The organism is Clostridium simiarum, from assembly GCF_018919175.1.
Classification (GTDB): Bacteria; Bacillota; Clostridia; order Clostridiales; family Clostridiaceae; genus Clostridium_L; species Clostridium_L simiarum.
In genome coordinates this window covers 153694-173912 of the sequence record NZ_JAHLQL010000001.1, presented here as the reverse complement: position 1 = coordinate 173912, position 20219 = coordinate 153694, and the positions used below count along the sequence as shown (strand labels likewise).

17 protein-coding genes are annotated in these 20219 nt (G+C 29.1%); 3 read left to right on the top strand and 14 right to left on the bottom strand.

The features are described from left to right. Positions 1–123: 123 nt before the first annotated feature. From KQI89_RS00775 to KQI89_RS00730, 11 genes are all read right to left on the bottom strand, one after another. Positions 124–1305, bottom strand: coding sequence for a Ger(x)C family spore germination protein (locus KQI89_RS00775; RefSeq protein ID WP_216455521.1), 1182 nt, complete (start codon positions 1303–1305; stop codon positions 124–126). Beyond that, on the bottom strand, positions 1302–2402 hold the full coding sequence (locus KQI89_RS00770) for a GerAB/ArcD/ProY family transporter (RefSeq protein ID WP_216455520.1): 1101 nt from the start codon (positions 2400–2402) through the stop codon (positions 1302–1304). Before KQI89_RS00770 ends, KQI89_RS00775 begins: the two co-directional genes overlap by 4 nt. Positions 2403–2428: 26 nt before the next feature. After that, positions 2429–3889, bottom strand: a complete 1461-nt coding sequence (locus KQI89_RS00765; RefSeq protein ID WP_216455519.1) for a spore germination protein — start codon at positions 3887–3889, stop codon at positions 2429–2431. A gap of 31 nt (positions 3890–3920) precedes the next feature. After that, positions 3921–4106, bottom strand: coding sequence for a CLC_0170 family protein (locus KQI89_RS18110; protein WP_032121283.1), 186 nt, complete (start codon positions 4104–4106; stop codon positions 3921–3923). 169 nt (positions 4107–4275) lie between these two features. Then, positions 4276–5118 carry a 4-(cytidine 5'-diphospho)-2-C-methyl-D-erythritol kinase gene (ispE, locus tag KQI89_RS00760; RefSeq protein WP_032121282.1) on the bottom strand — a complete coding sequence of 281 codons (843 nt, stop codon included), beginning with the start codon at positions 5116–5118 and terminating at the stop codon, positions 4276–4278. A gap of 238 nt (positions 5119–5356) precedes the next feature. Further along, complete coding sequence (gene cphA / locus KQI89_RS00755) at positions 5357–7978, bottom strand: cyanophycin synthetase (RefSeq protein ID WP_216455518.1); 2622 nt, start codon at positions 7976–7978, stop codon at positions 5357–5359. 1 nt (position 7979) lies between these two features. Then, on the bottom strand, positions 7980–8795 hold the full coding sequence (locus tag KQI89_RS00750; RefSeq protein WP_032121280.1) for a cyanophycinase: 816 nt from the start codon (positions 8793–8795) through the stop codon (positions 7980–7982). 203 nt (positions 8796–8998) lie between these two features. Next, positions 8999–10567, bottom strand: coding sequence for a DUF3794 and LysM peptidoglycan-binding domain-containing protein (locus KQI89_RS00745; RefSeq protein WP_216455517.1), 1569 nt, complete (start codon positions 10565–10567; stop codon positions 8999–9001). A 468-nt stretch (positions 10568–11035) separates the two neighbouring features. Next, on the bottom strand, positions 11036–11272 hold the full coding sequence (locus KQI89_RS00740) for a Veg family protein (protein WP_032121278.1): 237 nt from the start codon (positions 11270–11272) through the stop codon (positions 11036–11038). A 348-nt stretch (positions 11273–11620) separates the two neighbouring features. After that, complete coding sequence (gene yabG / locus KQI89_RS00735) at positions 11621–12484, bottom strand: sporulation peptidase YabG (RefSeq protein ID WP_216455516.1); 864 nt, start codon at positions 12482–12484, stop codon at positions 11621–11623. 207 nt (positions 12485–12691) lie between these two features. After that, a complete protein-coding gene (locus KQI89_RS00730) occupies positions 12692–13693 on the bottom strand; it encodes a CotS family spore coat protein (protein WP_216455515.1) in 1002 nt (333 codons plus the stop codon). 108 nt (positions 13694–13801) lie between these two features. Here KQI89_RS00730 and KQI89_RS00725 point away from each other — a divergent pair, with 108 nt between their 5' ends. From KQI89_RS00725 to KQI89_RS00715, 3 genes are all read left to right on the top strand, one after another. Further along, complete coding sequence (locus KQI89_RS00725; protein ID WP_216455514.1) at positions 13802–14926, top strand: glycosyltransferase family 4 protein; 1125 nt, start codon at positions 13802–13804, stop codon at positions 14924–14926. Positions 14927–15021: 95 nt separating this feature from the next. Then, a complete protein-coding gene (locus tag KQI89_RS00720; protein WP_216456630.1) occupies positions 15022–16326 on the top strand; it encodes a putative DNA modification/repair radical SAM protein in 1305 nt (434 codons plus the stop codon). Between the two features lie 137 nt (positions 16327–16463). Next, complete coding sequence (locus KQI89_RS00715) at positions 16464–17195, top strand: TIGR03915 family putative DNA repair protein (RefSeq protein WP_216455513.1); 732 nt, start codon at positions 16464–16466, stop codon at positions 17193–17195. Positions 17196–17273: 78 nt separating this feature from the next. Here the strand turns inward: KQI89_RS00715 and KQI89_RS00710 are convergent, their stop codons facing one another. From KQI89_RS00710 to KQI89_RS00700, 3 genes are read right to left on the bottom strand one after another with little or no spacing between them, the layout of a single operon-like run. Then, a complete protein-coding gene (locus KQI89_RS00710; protein WP_216455512.1) occupies positions 17274–18329 on the bottom strand; it encodes a CotS family spore coat protein in 1056 nt (351 codons plus the stop codon). A gap of 13 nt (positions 18330–18342) precedes the next feature. Continuing rightward, positions 18343–19098, bottom strand: a complete 756-nt coding sequence (locus KQI89_RS00705) for a protein kinase family protein (protein WP_216455511.1) — start codon at positions 19096–19098, stop codon at positions 18343–18345. A 3-nt stretch (positions 19099–19101) separates the two neighbouring features. Continuing rightward, entirely contained in the window at positions 19102–20118 is a 1017-nt protein-coding gene (locus KQI89_RS00700) for a CotS family spore coat protein (RefSeq protein ID WP_216455510.1), read from the bottom strand. Positions 20119–20219 lie beyond the last annotated feature (101 nt).

The window sequence follows — 20219 nt, the reverse complement described above, 5'->3', positions numbered from 1 at the left end:
TATCCCGTTGCGGCTATTGCCTATGTGGATAAGTTCTTCCAAGACTCAGATTGATATATATATTCCTCTCCTTCTGAACCTAAGAATAACTTGATATAACTCCTTACACTTAAATATATTATTTTATTTTGTGATTCCTACACGCCTTATAAAGGTATTAACTTTTATATTTATTTGAGCACCAGAAAAACTCTCCTCCCAATTATCTTTAACCTTTTTCCATATGTTAGGGTTAAATTTTTCTATATGATCATTTATCCCTATAGCATCAACCTTTGCTTCCTTTTGTAAGTATTCTACTACTTTACTACATTCATATTCTATGGATTTATCAAAACTATCTTCTAATTCCTTTAACTTTTCCTTATCAAAATCTTTTTTATCAAAGTAGGCAGATTTTATTGTTCCTTCTAGATTAATATCAATGTCAATTACTAAATTACTTCCTTCGCCATCCTTATGGGCTTTAATTTTTCTATTTACACCATCTATCTCAAAATCTATAGGATGCCCTTCATCATATACTACTTTAATGCCACTTTTTAATTTTCCTCTTAATATTTCTAAATTCAAAGTTTCTATAGGATCTAGTTTCCCTTTAAATTCATAGTTTTTAATAATTGAAGTTCCTGTCAAAATTAGTTCATTTTTTTCTTTATCTATTTTTATAGACGGAATTATAGCATTCCCATTTTTAGTTAAAAGCATCAATAATTCATTTAACGTAACAGGCAATACGTATCCATTCCTATTGCTATTCTCCATTAACCCACTTATGTAGGATTGAATATGACTATCTATCTGAGGCTTAAATTTTATAAAATCTTCTGGTTTACCTTCTGTCATAACTACATAAGCCTTCCTATTAATTTTAGGCTGTCTTTCAAGATAGTCGAAAATTTCAGTCATTGTATATGGGTATGTAAGAATATCATTGCTTAACATTATAAGTCTAGCATGCTCCATATAAACATTCCTACTACTCCTTGAACTTATCTCCCCTAAAGCTCCTTCCATTGAGTATGTATCCACTGTAAACATATTATCGCCTTTTATTACCGCTTTATTAGGTGCAAAATCACTTATATCTGGAAAGGAATAAGTGATCTTAAGTTTATCTAAATCCCTTTGAGAAAAAAGCTGATCTTCTTTAAAATTTTTTAATTCTTGTTCTCTTTCTATATCTTTTCCTACATCTATTCCAATTGTAGATACAAAAACCCTTCTATCTATTTCCACCTTATCCCAACAGCCAGTAAAACTCATGCATATTAAAATTATTAAAATTATTCTTATTTTTTTCATTTTTTTCTGTCCCTTCTTCTAAGTTTCACCTTGCCTATAAAATAAAATAATAAAGGCAACACTATTGCAGTTAATACTATAAGTGGTCTTAATATATATTTAGTAAAAAATCTTACTACATATAAGTTTTTAGGGAATAGGGCCATTATGTAAATTAGGGGCATAGAAATTAAAATACTTAATCGTATATCTTGTAATTTAAAGGTGTTTTTTATAATATCACAGCTAAAATAGTATGAATTTATAAAGGTTGTAAAGAAAAATAGTATCCAAAGAGCCATCACCACTCCTTCCCACCTCTCTACAAACAACCCTGGAATATCTATAGATGTAATCATGGAAATGGTTGGCCATAAAAGTTTTTTTGTTTCCTCTCTAGATAATATAGCTATACAAAAAATATTAATTATCCCATAAAATACAGTAGTAAACCCAATAGCTTTTATTGAAGCCTTGTTAGCAGTACATTTATTTTTTACAAAAGGAAGTAGTAAAAACAATATTTCAATTCCAGCAAAGGATAATAGTGATTGACTTAATGCTTTTATATATTCTATGGGCTTATTTTGAAATACAGGTAATAAATTTGTAAAATCACTACCTTTCAATAGCACTATTAAAATAAAAACAACTGGTATAAACATTATGAAAAAAGACACTTCATTAAACCTTACCAAATTACTCAAGCCAACCCTTATTATATAAGCTGCCACTAGTATGGTAGCGATAATTAAAAACTCTGTAGGGGTTTTTTCTAACAAATATTTCTTCACAACCTCAACAAAGCTTCTTACTTGAACAGATGCACTCATCAGTATATAAATAGCGTAAAATGTCAAAATTAAATTTCCTATAAAATTACCTACATTTTCTTTTACTAATTCATCAAAAGGCTTAAACTCATTTAAATAGCAAACCTTATAAATTAAAGAGACTATTATCATGTAGATTAACCCAGATATTATAGTAACTATCCACCCATCATTATTTACAAGTTCAGCCAGTTCTCTAGGATAGGAAAAAATCCCTATGCCTATCATAGTACAAACTAATGTAGCAAATAATCCATAAGACTTTATTTCATCTTTTGAATTCATAAGGTTAACTCTCCATTTCAATTTAATTATTTTTGTCTTACCTTATCTCCTGTATGCATATACTGTGGTCTTTTTTTGAAAAACTGAATAGGGTACTTTAAAATAGTATCTTTCATATCACCTTTGTACAGATTTACAATAGGAGATAAATATGATATACCAAAACTTTTTAAGCTTACTAAATGACTTAATGTAATAATACAACCTATTCCTATTCCATAAAGACCTAATGTGGAAGCCATTATAATAAGTATGAATCTAATTATTCTAAAGGCAAAAGATATTTCATAATTTGTGGTTATAAAACTAGTTATTGCCGTTATGGATACTATTATTATCATTATAGGACTCACTATTCCAGCACTAACAGCTGCTTGACCTATGATTAATCCTCCCACTATACCTATAGTGGCTCCAATAGGCCTTGGTAATCTTACGATAGACTCCATTAAAAGTGCTAGACTAAATTCCATTATTATTGCTTCTACAAAAGCTGGAAAAGGTACCCCTTCTCTAGAAGCAGCGATGGAATAAGCAAGTCTCGTTGGAATTATTGACGTATGATAAGAGGTAATTGCTACATACAGAGCTGGCATTAAAATTGAAATTAATATAGATATAGCTCTTACAATTCTTATGACAGAAGAATACATCCATCTTTGGTAATAATCATCAGGCGATTGAAAAAATTGAACTAGTACAGTTGGAACTATTAAAGCAAAAGGAGAGTTATCAATTAAAATGGCTACCCTTCCTTCTAATAGCGCTGAAGATACTACATCTGGTCTTTCTGTAAGCTGAATTTGCGGAAATAAACTCCATTTATTATCCTCAATTAATTGCTCTAATTGACCACTATCTAAAATTCCATCTATATTTATAGAATCCAATCTTTCCATAAGCTCCTTTAATACATCTTTATTAACTATATCCTCTATATACAGTATTACAGTATCTGTTTTAGACCTAACCCCTAAGGACTTACGAATCATCTTAAGATTTGTATCCCTAATCCGCCTTCTAACTAAAGCTGTGTTAAATCTTATAGTTTCTGTAAACCCTTCTCTTGAGCCTCTAACTACAGTTTCATTAGCAGGTTCTCCTATACCTCTATTAGGCCAAGCTCTTGTTGCTAATACGTAACAGTGTTGTAATCCATGAATAAATAAAATTGTATCTCCAGAAAGCATTAGATCTATTGCTTTTTTCATATCAGTTTCTTCTACTAAATCAGAAACTGACAGTATTTTTTCCTTAATCTCTTCTTGGCGTTTTATTCTATGAGATTCTTGCATTAAACTTTCTAAAACATAATCATTTAGCAATATCTTATCTGCTAACCCATCTATATATATAATAGAACATTTAAATTTTCCACATAAAAATTCTCTAAAAACTACATCAGAATTATTTTCTAGTAATTCTTTTATATAGCGAGTATTCTCATCAACATCAGGGTATATATAGTTTTCTATTACCTTTCTCACTAAATCCCCTCCTTTATTTAATTAGATTTCGTTACATAACCTTAAAGGTTATAAACAAAATAGTAGATAAGATAACCATAATTATAGGAATAATTCTAGATTTCCTATATAAATTAATATCACCTTTTTTTATAAAATACTTCCTATCTACAAAAAACACATACAGAGAAGCTACCACTATCATAATAAAAAAATAAATATCAAAAACACTTCCCATATATTATTACCTCATTCTATTATGAATTTTTAAATTACGAATTCTTAATACCTTCTTAGTTTTCTCCCTTAAAAACTAAAATATGCATATTCTCTTTAATGTTCCTTCCATATATTAAAAATCAAAGAAAAAAGAACCCCTAACTTAAAATTAAGAGTTCTTTTAATGATTATATAGTTCTCGTTATAAAAGTCTCAGAGTATTTTTTCTTCATATAGTCATAACAAAGTTGAGCTTTTAACATATCATCAAAAAATCCGAAAACAGTAGGTCCACTACCACTCATCAAAGCGCCTAAAGCATTCATTTTTAACATTGAAGATTTTATTTCATTGAGAACTTTATGTTTTTTCAAAGTTACATTTTCCAATACATTCTTCATATTCTCACTTACAGATTTTAAATCATCCTTTTCCATAAAGCTGATTATAGAATCTATATCTGGATGTTTATAGATTTTATCAATTTTAAGGCTTGTATAAACTTCCTTTGTAGAAACACCAAAGGAAGGCTTTACAAGGACTAAAATATGATTTTTGAAGGGTTTAAGCATTGTTATCTCCTCTCCAATCCCTTCACATAAAGCCGTACCTCCTTTTAAGCAATAGGGTACATCGGCTCCTAATTTTAATGCAATATTAGATAACTCCTTTTGAGAGGCTTTCACTTTAAATAAATCGTTCATTAAGTTTAATACCGCCGCTGCATCCGTACTCCCCCCTGCTAGTCCAGCTGATACAGGTATATTTTTCTTTATATCTATATTAACACCTTTTTTTATATCATAAGCCTTTATAAATCCTTCTGCAGCCTTATATGCTATATTTCTACTATCTATAGGAACATAATTTTTATTACAACTTATACTTATTCCTTTATCTATTATATCCACAGTTACCAAATCATAAATATCTATTCCTTGCATTATCATCTTCAAAAGATGGTATCCATCTTCTCTTTTCCCCACCACATCTAATGCAATATTTATCTTTCCATAGGCCTTAATTTTCATACATTTCCTCCTCAAAAACAGTTTAAAACATGTAAAAAAATCAATTCACTGCAATAAATTAATTCTTTCTTTAGATTTCATTATATTATATCTATATTATAGATTATTGGCACTTAATGTAAAGATATAAAAATAATAAATCTATTCAATATAAATAATACACGAATTCATGAGAAAATGTAAAACTTAAGCTTCTCAGAAACTTTATCTAAGAAGCTTTTAATATAATCTGTTTGCTTTATATGACCTTTTCCCCAACTTTCTTCTGAACTTCCAATTGATTTTTTTTAATTAAATCTCTAAGAGGTGTATAGTTTTCAAAAAACACCATTACTATATCACCTGATTCAGCATTGTCTATTGCCTTTTGCAAAGCTTCCTCTTCCTCTAATATTATTTCCATATATTTAGGATTTTTAGCGGAGGATACTGCTCCTTTATATAATAACCTTGCTATCTCTCCTTTTCTTCTACCTCTTTTATCCTTATCTTCTTTTATATATACTCTATTAAAATTTTCTCCTGAAAATTTACCTAGTTCTAAGACACTTTCATCAGTTCTGTCTCCTGGTACTCCTATAACAGCTATTAAGTTGTTATATTCTAACTTTTTTAGTCCAGATACCACAGCTTTATATCCATCTAAATTATGGCCGTAATCCAATACTACTGTTACACCATTTATTTCATACATATTAAATCTACCTGGATTATTATCTTCATCACTTTTAAAAGAGGTAATACCTTTGCTTATCATACAGTAATCTATTTCAAGGCCTACTAATGCAGATACAGCTGCTAAGGCATTTTCAATATTATAATCTAGTTTTCCTTGAAAGGTTATTGGAATATCTTCTACATCTGCTATGTGGAAAATCTTCTTTTCTTTTTCCACATATATTGAATTATCATATATATATACCCCGTACCCTCCATTTTTAATATTTTCTTTAATATACTTGTTATCTTTATACTTAGAAAATAATATAAGTTTACCCCTGGCTTTTTTAATAATTTTTAAACTTTCTTCATCATCTGCATTAAGAATAGAATAACCTTCATCTTTTACTGACTCAATAATTAGAGACTTAACATGTGCTAAATCCTCAATAGTATTTACTCCATCTATACCTAAATGATCCTCTCTTATATTTGTAATAACTCCTACATCTGCAAGATCATAAGCTAGCCCTTTACGTATTATGCCTCCTCTAGCAGTTTCTAGTACAGCCATGTCTATTTCCTTATTGCTTAGCACTGTTCTAGCACTTGTAAATCCAGTAGTATCACCATGTTCTATACATTCATTATCTATATATATTCCTCCTGTAGTAGTCATGCCCACTTTATATCCTATTAAGGATAAAGTGTGAGAAATAAGTCTTGTTGTAGTAGTTTTACCATTAGTTCCCGTTATAGACACTATAGGAACACTGCTTGGAGAATTTTTAAATAACATATCCACAATAGCACCTGCCACATCTCTTTCTTTTCCTTTATTAGGGTAATGATGCATCCTTATACCTGGTGCAGCATTTACCTCCATTACTATTCCCTCAAGATTCAAAGGTATTGAAATATCATGGCAACATATATCAATGCCACATACATCAAGACCTATGGTTTTAGCTATCCTTTTACATAACTTTATATTTTCTTCACATATTAAATCAGTGCAATCTATAGAAAAACCACCTGTAGATAAATTAGCATTTCTTCTAAGATATATTTTTTCATCTTTTTTTAGTATAGATCTTAATTTATAACCTTTATCACCTATGGTTTTGATTAAGCTATCATCTATTTTTATCTTTGTTAGAGGCTTTTCATGTTCTTCCCCTCTTCTATCATCTTTGTTTATACCTTCAATTAACTCCTTAATTGTACTTTTTCCATCTCCAATTACATATGGTGGAATTCTTAAAGATACAGCTATTACCTGATCATCTATAACACAAACCCTGTAATCATTTCCTTTTATATACTTTTCTATAATAATATCATTAAATTGGACTTTAATATCTTCATAGGCTTGTAACAACTCTTTTTCATTTTTAATATCTAAAATTACACCTTTACCTTGATTTCCAAACCTAGGTTTCAAAACTACAGGATATCCTATAGCCTTACCTTGAATTAAAAGTTCCAAGGAACTCTTTACTATACCACCCTCTGCCACGGGTATATATTGATTTTGTAGCATTTTCTTTGTAAGCCACTTATCGCAGGCAATATCTACCCCTATGGATCTCGTAGAATCTACAACAGTTGCATCAATCATCTTTCCATATCTTCCATATCCTAGTTGATATATCCCTGAATTATTTACATCTAAAACAGGTATCTCTCTATTTCTTGCTGCATTACATAAAGCCTCCGTGCTAGGTCCAATAATTTCTGTATTTAAAATAGCTTTAATATCTTTTAATCTATATTTCATATTGACACTTTTATTTTTAATAAGAGCATTAACAATATCTACAGAAAGCTTTGCTATGCTCAATGCTGTTCTTGGATAAATGTATTGAAATATAATATAATATTTATCTAAATTTATTTCTCTAGCTTTTCCATAGGAAATATCCATTCCTAAAGTATTATGGATACCTATTATTATGTGTTCACATATATGAGCTAAATAAGTTCCTTCTTTTAATCTTTTTACAAATCCACCTTCCTCATCTATACCACATCTATGTTTCTTTAATTCTGGAACTAGCTCTACTAAATTTTCATTAAACCCTGGAATATCTTTACTAGGGATATCTCTATATCCTTCTAAATCTACTTCGAGTTTTATACATTTTTTGTGAGAATATATATTTCGGCCTTCAAATACCCTATAACTAGTTATCTTCATTCTATATCCTTTCCTCCTCAAATGGTACTTTGCTAGTTAAATCAAAGCAGTTTCCATTCTTTAGTACATGCATATTAACATTAAACATGCTTAGTAGCTCTTCCGGGAATTGTTCGGATACATTACTTTTAGTTATCCCTCTGCCATCTATAACATATACAGCTCCAGATCCTATAACATTAAAAAAACCCTTATTATTTACTACTATTGCCGTATCTTCATCAATTCCTATACCTAAGACCTGTGGATTTTCAGCTATGCCTACTAAAAGTCTCCCAATTCTACCTCTTTGAGCGAAATGCTGATCTATAATCACATCTTGTATAAACCCAAGTCCTGGTGCCATTTTTAATGTGCATTTTCTTGGTGACTCATCATCATATCCTTCTATAATCATGGTATGGCTCATCACAGAAGCCCCAGCAGAAGTACCTACAAATATGCATCCATTTTTATAAATGTTTTTCATAGATTGATATAAAGGAGTCCCGCCTAATATGCTAGTTATTCTTAATTGATCTCCTCCTGTAAAAAACACCAAAGATGCCCCTTTTACCTTTTCTATGTTGCCTTTATAATTAGCTTCTTTTCTATCATTTACATCTAATATATCTACATTTTTAACTCCTAAATCCATAAATAAATTATAATACATGCTGCCTACCTCTTTTGGTTCCTCTGTAGCTACTGTAGCAATTACTAATTTATCTTTATCTTTTTTAATGGTAGAACTTACATACTTTAATATATCTTTGTTACCCTTTTTATCTTCCGCTCCACCTATTATGATGAGTTTATCTTCCAGCTGACGTTCCACAATATCACCCCTTATTTCAGTATTTTTTATTATTTCCAATATAATAATTATTATGCATTTTATATGTATATCCTTTTACATAAATGGACACAAGAAAAAGGCTTTCAATGGATTATTCCTTTGAAAACCTTCAATCTTTATTATAAAACTTTTAATCTTTGAAATCCCTTTAAAGTTCTAGCTACTAAACTCTAACTTTGTAATTATAAAATTGCCCTTCCAGGTATTATTATTTTATCACCTACATTTATTAAATCAGGATTTTCTATATTATTAACCTTCACAATTTCTTCTATGGTTGTAAAATATCTTTTAGCTATTTTCCATAAGGTGTCTCCCTGTTGAACTACATAAATTGTAATGCTAGCTTTTTTATCTGGAATATCCTCATCTAATTTATTTATAGATACTAAGAATTCTTTTTCTGTTAAATAATTAACTCTTCCAACCACGGATACAATACATTTTACTGCTATGGTATTAGCTTCTATAGAGGCTTCTATAGTTTCAATATTTGCCTTGGCAAAACACACCATATCTATTTTTGTACCAGGAATATCTATACCTGAAGAAAAAGGAAGCTCCTCTTTTACCGAATACACATATCTTCTATCCTCTTTGCTTCTATAGAGTATATTAACCTTTACTATACCCTCTACAGTTATCTTATCCTCCAATACCTTTCTCTCCGTTATAGAAGCACTTCCACAACTCATAAGTATTTGAATTGGCATTGGGCTTTCTGAATCTATTTCTATATTTTCTTTTACTATAACTTCATTAGCATTTAATCCATGAAGTATATTAATATTATATTTTTCTTTATTTACTTCTAGTAGAGCACTTGGACTATATACGTCCTCTATCATGTGAATTTTTTCTTTAGACATAATTCTAAAGTTAGTCTTTAATAAAGACTCTACATTTATTATTCTATTTTCTCCCAAATCATCTTGTCTTACATCTACATTTACATCAGATAAAATTATATCTCCTATACACTTCATATCGTCATTTATTCCTTCTATTTCAAAGCTGTCACTTACAAAAGTTTCTTCTTCTAAATATCCTATCTCTCTACTATCTATAGCTCTGTATATTATTTTTACTGTAATGAAAGCACTAATTTGAAGTTTGTTATCTATGATTTTAATGTCCTTTTTGTGTATATTAAGATCTCTATTTAATATCTTTCCTAACTGCGGTTTGTCCATACCTATATTTATAACTGATTTAGCTACTAACTCTTTTTCAACATTATCTACAATCTGATCTAATGTATATGGTCTCTTCAGCATTTGAAGGTTTTCTGAAGGTTCAATATCCTTAACTATATCGTATTGGTACTCTTTTAACACCTCAGCCTTTAATTTTATTATTCCTTCAATACCTATTTTTCTTTCATTCATTATTGAAGATTCCATATGTTCTACATAGCATTCTACTGCACAATTCATATTATGCTCTGCCCCAACTACATTTACATAATTAGAAAACTTATCACTATAATTTACACTCTGCATTCCTAATCTTTCTTCATCTTCTCTTGCTAAATAGAGTATAGTATAGTCTAACCTACCTTCTACATAAATTTTGTCAGGCATTATATCTTTGCTGGTGATTATAGGGTTAACATCCACAGTTAATATTTCTAAAACGTCTGGATGAGTATCTGGAATTAAATACTCTCCCCTAACTACAGTGTCACTCATATTTTCTCCAAGTAGTTGTTCATATTCTATATTCTCTCTAATAACATCTATCTCCGCCATATTATCCCTCCCATAAAATACCTATTATAATTTATATTACTGCTCTCTAATAAATATACTTAAATTAATTTTTAATATAAATATTTCTCTTTAATTATTAACATAAATTGATTCTTATAAAATCTTTTATATTAAATTATATTATTTAAAGAATGAATATATCACAAAATAATTTTATATAATGGGAAATATTAAAAATACAGCTGTTAAGTATATGTAAGAAAACCTTTTCTTTATTTTCTATAACGATACTAAAAATTACATAGAAAATAATTAAGTTTTTTACATAATTTTTGTTGACAAATAGCAAAAATTGACGTATTATAAATATGGTTATTGACCATATAACCTCTCATAAATTCTCAATACCCTTTTATACCATAGTTGAAAGATGGAACCCACCATCTTTCTTTTTTTATTTTGAGAAATAAAAAACCCCAGCATAAGCCAGGGTTTTTTATTTAAATATTAGCTAGCAAAAACTAATTGAACTGTCTTTGTTAAAACATCTGAATAACTATAGGTCACTGTCCTTTGGGTGTCATTTTCGAGCCTTATAACGAAAATGCTAGGGTATGTTTCTTCAATTACCCCTTTGTTTATAAGAACTTTTCTTCTTCCACCATTAGCCTTTAGAGTAACTTTTTGTCCAACATGCTTTTCTATATCTTTTCTTATAGTGGCTAAGGTTTGTAATTTCTCCATATAAACACCCTCTTTCCCATGTATATTATATAATACAATAGGCTTCTTGTCAAGTAAACTTATTATTTTATCACTTTTAAAAGCTTTTTGTCAACGTTTTTTTTATTTTTAATTTTTTTCTTTTATAAAAGTATGTATTGAAAATTTAAAAAGTATATTTTCATATGTATTAAATTAAAAATCTCCTTTTCGGTGAGCTCATAATAAAATACTTTTAGAAAGCTTAACTATTGTCATTTATATTGTTACCAAAAATCTTAATTTATATTCATGGATAATAATATCCTCATAAGTTACCTAATTTAAAGAGGGAAGTATTAGCTACCTCCCCCTATTAAATAAATATTACTACTTTGCATATTGAGATTTAGGATATCCCTCTCTATACTTACCTCTAGTCTGAAGTCCTCCTATACCTTTTATTCCTGTAATAGTATTGTCTAAAACCTCGTGGATAGCTACTACCTTATCTACATTGGTGTAAGCAATCTTCTCACATATAAATACCGGATCTAAACAGTGTATAAGTACTCTATTTGGGGAGCTTGCAAAATTAGCACCTGCATCTAATATTCTCTCATAGCAAGATTGACATGCCCCTGCAAAAATCACTAATTCATCATAACTAGAATTATAATTCCTTAGTTCAGACACCGCCTCTACAAAGTATCTAGAATTTCTATAATTATTTAAATCTAAATAATCCTTTGAATCCTTCACTATACTATCATGACCTGTAAGTACTATTATATCCGGTTTAATATTTTTGACTATATCAAGAACTCTACCTGGTTGTTCTCTCTCCTTTATAACCTCTCCTACAGCTTCTAAGGAAAGTTGTTTGTATACTTTTAAACATTTTTCAAGATACTCCCCATCACCATCTATATGGAGTATTTTTCCTGGCCTACCAAATAAAAGTTCCTTTGATGGAGTTGTTCTAGTTACTCTACAACCCCTCTTAAAATCAAATCTACTAGCCATTATATTCTTAATTTTACTATTAACCTGTCTATTAAAAACTTCATCTTTCTCTCCGGTATAATCTGACCTAACTACTTCTAAATCCTCTTCTGGAGAATCTGCAATTATTCTTAAATTAATTCCTTTAAGTACATATAGTATATTATCTGACTCTTCTTTTATATCAATAACTTTAAAGGTTATATCCTTACCATAGGATTTTCTTACTACTATGTCCCCAACTTCCATATACCTTCTCCTCTAAATTAGAATTCTCTTAATATACTATGATAAAATCACATTAATGCTACAATATAATAAACTCTATATTTACTTTGAAATATAATACTCTCAAGTGAATATCATAATATCATTATAAATATAGAGTTTATAAGTAAAATCATATTACTCATAGCTTTTCTTAAAAAAATTCATAATTACCCTCTTAGAATCTTGCTATTCCCTTTGATTATAACAACTTTTAAATCCCTCTATAAAATTCAAATAATTTTCTTTTTCTTTTATTAAGTCCTCAAGCTTAGAACCAAAGGTATTTTGTCCCCAACTTACCTCATTATAATAGTATCTATTAGACAATCTCCAAAATCTTTGAGGAAATAATAAAAATGCAAATATTACTCTATACTCTTCTTCTCTTAAAGGATCTACTTTATTATAGTTATCAATTATGATCTTTGCATAATCCATATTCCAATCTACCCTCTTTAGAACCTTTATCATAAAATTTGCTATATCGTAAGCTCTAACTTCTCTTTTACAGTAATCAAAATCTATTACATTTACTGTATTTTCAGCTATTATTATATTATGATAAGTATAATCGTGATGACAAAAACTCTTTTCCGCCTCAGTAAGTTTACAAATATCCATGTAATTTGAATCTGCCAGTACCTTCATAGCTCTCTTCCCTAAATCCTTATAAAATTGAATAGACTTTATATAATTTAAATCAAAAGAACTTTTATTTCCTTTTTTTCTACCCATGTCCCTCATCTTATCCATAGACTTTACCCTTTTTTCCATTAAATGAGGCCATCTTTCAAGATCACTTTTTAACTTGCTATTTTCTGGCGGTTCATATCCCTTTGAAGCCAAATGCATATATGCCAATTTTTCTGCTGCTAAAGCCACATCCTCCTGTTTATGAAAATCACATTCCCTTCCATTTATCCATTCTGACAAAGTGTAAAGATCTTCATTTACTACTGCAAAAGGTTCTTCCTCTATATTTAAAAAGTATCTATCTACATGAGGAAAACCATTGCTAATAAGATGTTCTTTAGCTCCATAAACAAATAATAACTTTTGTATACCATAATTTATTTTCTTTAAGCATCTCTCTCCTTTATCGGTCTTTAAATAGTACACTCCTTTATTAGGTCTAATACTCTCAATTTTTATGTTGAATTGTCTTTCTATTTCAAATTCTCTCATCAAAGTTATCACCCCCTATAATTTATATGAAAGTAATGTTTCAATTATTAACACTTTTTTACCATTACTAATATAATGAAATATGAATCATGTTGAAAGGAAATCTTTCCTATGAAAATTTGTATTGATGGTAGAGCCGCTAAATGGTATCGTGGTACAGGCATCGGAACCTATACTTATCAACTAATAAAATCTCTTAATAATATAGATAATATTAATAACTATACTGTTTTTATGCCAGAAGTAGAAAAATTTGATATAACTTTGAATTCTAATTTCAATATAAATAAAATAATCAAAAGTATTCAAAATAACTTTTGGGATCAGGTAAATATACCAAATATATTAGATAATGTTGAAGCTGATATCTACCATGTTCCTCAAAACGGTGTAGGACTTCCCTTTAAAAAGAAGTGTAAATTTGTTATAACCCTCCATGATGTTATACCTTTAAAGATGCCTGAAACCGTAGGAGAAAAGTATCTTAAAATATTTAATGAAGATATGCAATCAATTGTATCACTGTGTGATGGTATTATAACTGTCTCTGAATTTTCTAAAGATGATATCTCAAAAGCCTTTAATTTCCCAAGGGATAAAATTTACGTAACTCATTTAGCCAGCGAGGAAGTATATAAGCCTTTAGATAGGTGTAGTTGTAAAAAAAATATAGAAAAAAATTACGGAATCAAGGAGGATTTTATCCTTTACATTGGTGGATTTAGTCCGAGAAAAAATATAATAGGGCTCTTAGAAGCCTTTAGTAAGTTAGTCCAAGTTAATAATAAAACTATAAAATTAATAATTGGAGGCACAAAAGGTATTTCATATCCTAAATATAAAAACAAATCTATAGAACTAGGTATTGAAAATCATGTGATTTTTCCTGGATTTATTCCTTTAGAGCATCTTCCTTGGTTTTATAACTGCTGTGAGTTCTTTGTTTATCCTTCCCTATATGAAGGCTTTGGTCTTCCTCCCCTAGAAGCTATGGCTTGTGGCTCTGCGGTTATAGCCTCAAATCTTACTTCTATACCTGAAGTTTTAGGGGATAGCGCCTTTTTAGTAGATCCTAGAGATCAGGATGAATTATATAGAGCCATGATTAATCTATTAGATGATAATACTTTTAAAAAAGATTTAATTAAAAAAGGTCTTAAGAGGAATTCCACTTTTAGTTGGAATGAAACAGCTAAAAACACTCTATTAGCTTATAAAAATATATGTAAACAATAAAAATCAGCAAAAGCTGGTTTTTATTGTTTACATGCGAACTTATGTTTGGTATAATTTATATATTAAACATTTAAAGGGGTGTTAAAGTGGAGAACTTGGATTTATTAAAAAAACTTTCAATACTATCTGATGCTGCAAAATATGATGTATCCTGTTCCTCTAGTGGCAGTAATAGAAAGAATACGAAGTCAGGTATAGGTAATGCAGCTGAAAGCGGTATATGCCATAGCTTTACTCCAGATGGAAGATGCATATCCCTTTTAAAGATACTTCTAACTAACTATTGTGTTTATGACTGTAGTTACTGTGTAAATAGAATAAGTAATGATGTAAAAAGAGCAGCTTTTACTCCAAAAGAATTAGCAGAGCTAACTATAAACTTTTACAAACGAAATTATATAGAAGGACTTTTCTTAAGTTCAGCTGTTTTTCAAAACCCAAATTACACCATGGAGTTGCTATTAGAATGTATTAAAATCTTAAGAAAAACCTATAAATTTAATGGATATATACATGTTAAAGCAATACCCGGTGCAGATGAATCCCTAATAAAAGAAGCTGGCCTTTACGCAGATCGTATGAGCGTAAATATAGAACTTCCTTCTTCTCAAAGCCTTAAACTTTTAGCTCCTCAGAAGAAAAAAGAAAACATTTTAAATCCTATGAACCTAATTTCTAAGGAGATAATCTCTCACAAGGATTTAAAAAATAAAATAAAAACTACTCCTCATTTTGTTCCTGGTGGACAAAGCACTCAACTAATAGTAGGTGCTACTCCAGATAAAGATTTAAATATATTAAGATTATCTGAAAGTTTATATAAAAAATATAGTTTAAAAAGAGTTTATTACTCTGCTTACGTACCTGTAAATAATGGAGGTAATCTACCTACAATAAGCCACCCACCATTACTTAGAGAACATAGATTATATCAAGCGGATTGGCTTTTAAGATTCTATGGATTTAATGCTAATGAATTATTAGATGAAAAAAACCCTGACTTTGACATGGGGTTAGATCCTAAAACCAGTTGGGCCATAAAAAATATTGAGTTATTTCCTATGGAAATAAATAAGGCACCCTTTGAAATGCTTTTAAGAGTACCTGGTATCGGCCATACCTCTGCTATACGAATATGTAAAACTAGAAGAGTATCTAAACTAAGCTTTGAAAACATTAAAAAACTTGGAGTGGTAGTTAAAAGGGCTCGATTTTTTGTAACCTGTGAAGGAAAATATTATGGAGGAAATACTTTAGATCCAGAAAATATAAGAAAAAACTTGTATTTGTATGAACCTTCTTCAAATGTTGCAGACTTTGAGCAATTATCCTTTTTCACCGCATTACCTAAACTTTATAAAAACCAGGATTTATTCTCTAAATTACATGGTGAGCTTTAGTAAGAAAAGTTAAGTAAAGATAGAATTCTTTTCATATCCCAAAAGATTTTATCCCCTACTTATTCCCCCTAATACTCAATGCTTTTATGTAAATAATTGTTACTAAACAAACTTAATAAAAGGAGTGTGAATAAATTTTGGTATTATACATCCATGATGGAAGCTTTGATGGATTTTTAACCTGTATATATGATTCTTATTACAGTAATATAAAGCCTAATGAAATATTGGATAAGAGATATTATGAAAACCAATTATTCTATGAACCCTACTATATAGACACTGACACAGAAAAATCTAATAAAGTTCTTAAATCTTTAATAACTCAATGTGGTAATGAAACCCTATATAATGTTTATTATTCATTTTTATGTGATACTCCTCCTAGTCATACTCTAATATATAAATATATAAAATTGGCATTTAAATTAAAAAAAGATGTAAATCTACATCTTCATAACGAGATAGTGTATTCAGTAGTTTCTCTTAAGGATAGAGTATTAAAAGAAAGTCATCGCATGAAAGGATTCTTACGATTTACTTCTATAGATAATAAGCTATTATATTCAGTTATAGAACCAGATAACAACATATTACCTATTATAGCTCCTCATTTTCAAAATAGACTTCCAAAAGAAAACTGGATTATTCATGACGCTAAAAGATCTCTGGTTTTAGTCTATGATAAAGAAAAATATTTCTTATTGGAGGATTTAAAATATAGTTTTATGAACATAAAAAAAGACCTCTATACAGATCTTTGGAAAGAATATTTTAAAAGTACAACTATAGAGGAAAGACTTAATATTAAATTGCAAAAGCGCTCTATGCCACAAAGGTATTGGAAGCATCTACATGAAATAGATTAAAACTTTAAGCTAAGCAATAGGTCTAAAAACTTTCTGTTTATATAAAAGTTTTCAGACCTATTTATTGTTGCTATTCATTTAAAAATCTATAATTTTATTTTTAAAAGCTTTTAATAACTCTTCCCTATCATGAAAATACTCTGACTTCTTTTCTAGCCTATCTAAAAAAACTTCTTCATCCCATTGTTTTATCTTATTATAATAATTATTTACAATGGAATAAAAATCTTCTGGAAAATAGAGCAATCCATATAGTACTTCTATTTCCTCTTTTTCTAATACTCCTTGCCTTTTATAGTCATAAATTATATCTTTAACTCTGTTAAAATCAAAGGCAAAGCCTTTAACTGATTTATTTATAAAGTTATTTATATCTCTCACCCTTAAATCTATAACAGAATAGTCAAAATCAATAAAATAAGCTTCCCCTTCTCTTATTAATATATTATGATGTGCTAAATCATTATGGCATATTACAACCTTGTCTTTATTATTTATTAAGTCATAAAAAGCACTATGTTCTAATATATCTATGCTCTTTTCCATTTGACTTAAATTCTCATCTACTTTATTTATAAAAACCTCATCAAATTCATTTTTATATTTAAATTTAAGTACCCTATCCTTTAACTCTTTAATCATTTTAAACCTGCTCTTATAATCCTCTATAGTCCTTCCTAATTCTGAATTTGATGTAATAAGTTCTTCCTTTCCTTCTCCTATACAATAATCCATAAATCCTAGGCTACTATTATGGAGTTTTGCTAAAGACTGAGTAGCAATACTTAATTCTAAGGGATTAGAAAATTCACATTCCCTACCTTCCAGTACATCTATTATACAATAGCACTGTTCCTTCCATGAAGTACAAATGTCACCATTTTTGTTTCTATAAAAGCTCATAACTTTATCATAGCTTCTTAAGATATACTCTAGTGCCTCTTCAATAAACTCTAATCTGTTTTTATCATAATCTATCCTTTTTAGTATCTTTTTCCCCTTATCTGTGTGTAATAAAAAAACACTCCTTAAAGGTGTCACATCATGAACCTTTAAATCATATTGCTTGAATAAATTTGTGCTTAGAGAATAGTTAATTAAATTATACTTTTCACTATACCTTAATCCTTCCAAATAGGTACCCCCCTTATATATAACTTATTCCATCTTTCTCAATAGCTTTTAATAGCTTATCTTCATATTGATCTAAAGTCCAAGGTTTTTTGCTTCTTTTATATCTATTTAAGCATTTCATAAATTCAAAGGGATAAGATATCATAGCTTTAATAAAGTAATTACTATTTTCATCTAATAATTCTATATTGCAAAAATAAGCAATTAATTCTTCATAATCAAGAGAGACACCCTTCCTTTTAAATTTATTCAAATAATTAATTGCATCTACTTCAAGTATTTCATAACAAAAGTTTTTTCCATTAGCTATTTCTATATGTTCATCTTTTCTTATGTTTTCTTCAGTACTATCTCTTATACATATTTCACATTTTCTCATACTTCTATAAAGAATATCAATATAATGCCAGTTATATACACACTCTACACATCTTTCAGCTCTTTTTATATAATCATCACCTACATCTAACAAAAGACTCTCAAAATTATTATTAGCACCTTGTTTTTGTAGGTAACAAATAAACCTATTGTTCTTTTTTATCTCTACTTTACAACCTTCTACTAGTTTTCCTATGTTATTTGGAAGATTGAAACCAATACTACCTTCATATCCCATTACTTTTTTGTGCATTTCACTTAATATATCCATATGATTTTTAGCCTTCTGCATGGTGATCTTTTTCTCTGAGTCAAAGTCTTTACAATTAAGTACCATTATGCCTTTGCTCCAAATGTAATCATAAAATTCATTATAAGCAAATGTACTCATAACCTACCCTCCATTATACCTTTGTGTTCTAAATTCCTTTATAAAATCCTCTTTTAACTCTCTATCCTCTATTATTTTATTTAACTTTCTCAAAAATATCTCTTCACTCCAAGGTTGCATCTCCCAATAATACTGTATTCCAAGTTGCCAATAATCCTGTGGAAACTCCATAAAAGCTGCCATTATAGGTATATCTGTAGAATTTATAGGATAAATTTCATTATAGCTATCCAATATAAATCTTGCCTTATCTATGTCCCACTTTCCATTTTTCATAGCTCTTATTAAAAAACTACTTAAATCATGAAGGTGAGTATCTAATATACAATAGTCAAAGTCAATTATGGATATGTCATTCCCTTGTTTCATTATCACATTATGATGTGCTAGATCATGATGGCAAAATCCATGTTTTTCTATCTCTTTTTCCATTTTTTCAATATAATCGCTCTTACCTAAATAATATAATGCTTGTTTACCCTTCTCCAGCTGTTCTTCTAAAATAGAAACATACTCATAATCAAAAGCTGTTAATTTTTCTTTGTTTGTTATTCGTTTTTTAAAGTCCAATATTTCATTTAACCTGCTGTTAAAATTATAAAACCATTTAAACCAATAATTACGTGGCTTAGCTCTATCATCTATAGTAAATCCTTCACTTTTAATATGGAGTTCTCCTAGCCTTTTAGCTACTATGGAAAGTTCTATAGGATTGTCGTAATTGGCTTCCCTCCCTATTATCCAGGGACTTAGATATGCATGTTTATCTTGTATTTTTATATAATTCTCTCCCTTTACTGTTTTCATAAAGGGTATTATTGAAGAGAATCCCTTGCTCTCTAAGTGATTCATGGCAGATATAATAAATAGAAAGTGTGGGAATTCATATTTTATCAATTTTAAAGCATAAAAGTCTCCCTTTTCATCCTCTACTTTGTATACATTTTTCACCTTTTCTATATTAAAAACTTCAATGCCATACTCTTCTGTTAGCTTAGCTTTTATATAATCTTCTTCCAAAGAATTTCCTCCAAATCAATGTTTCTCCCTTGTAGTATATGAAATATAATAGTGCAATGTGATAAATTACCTTAACATTCACCAAATGAGCTGTTGATTAA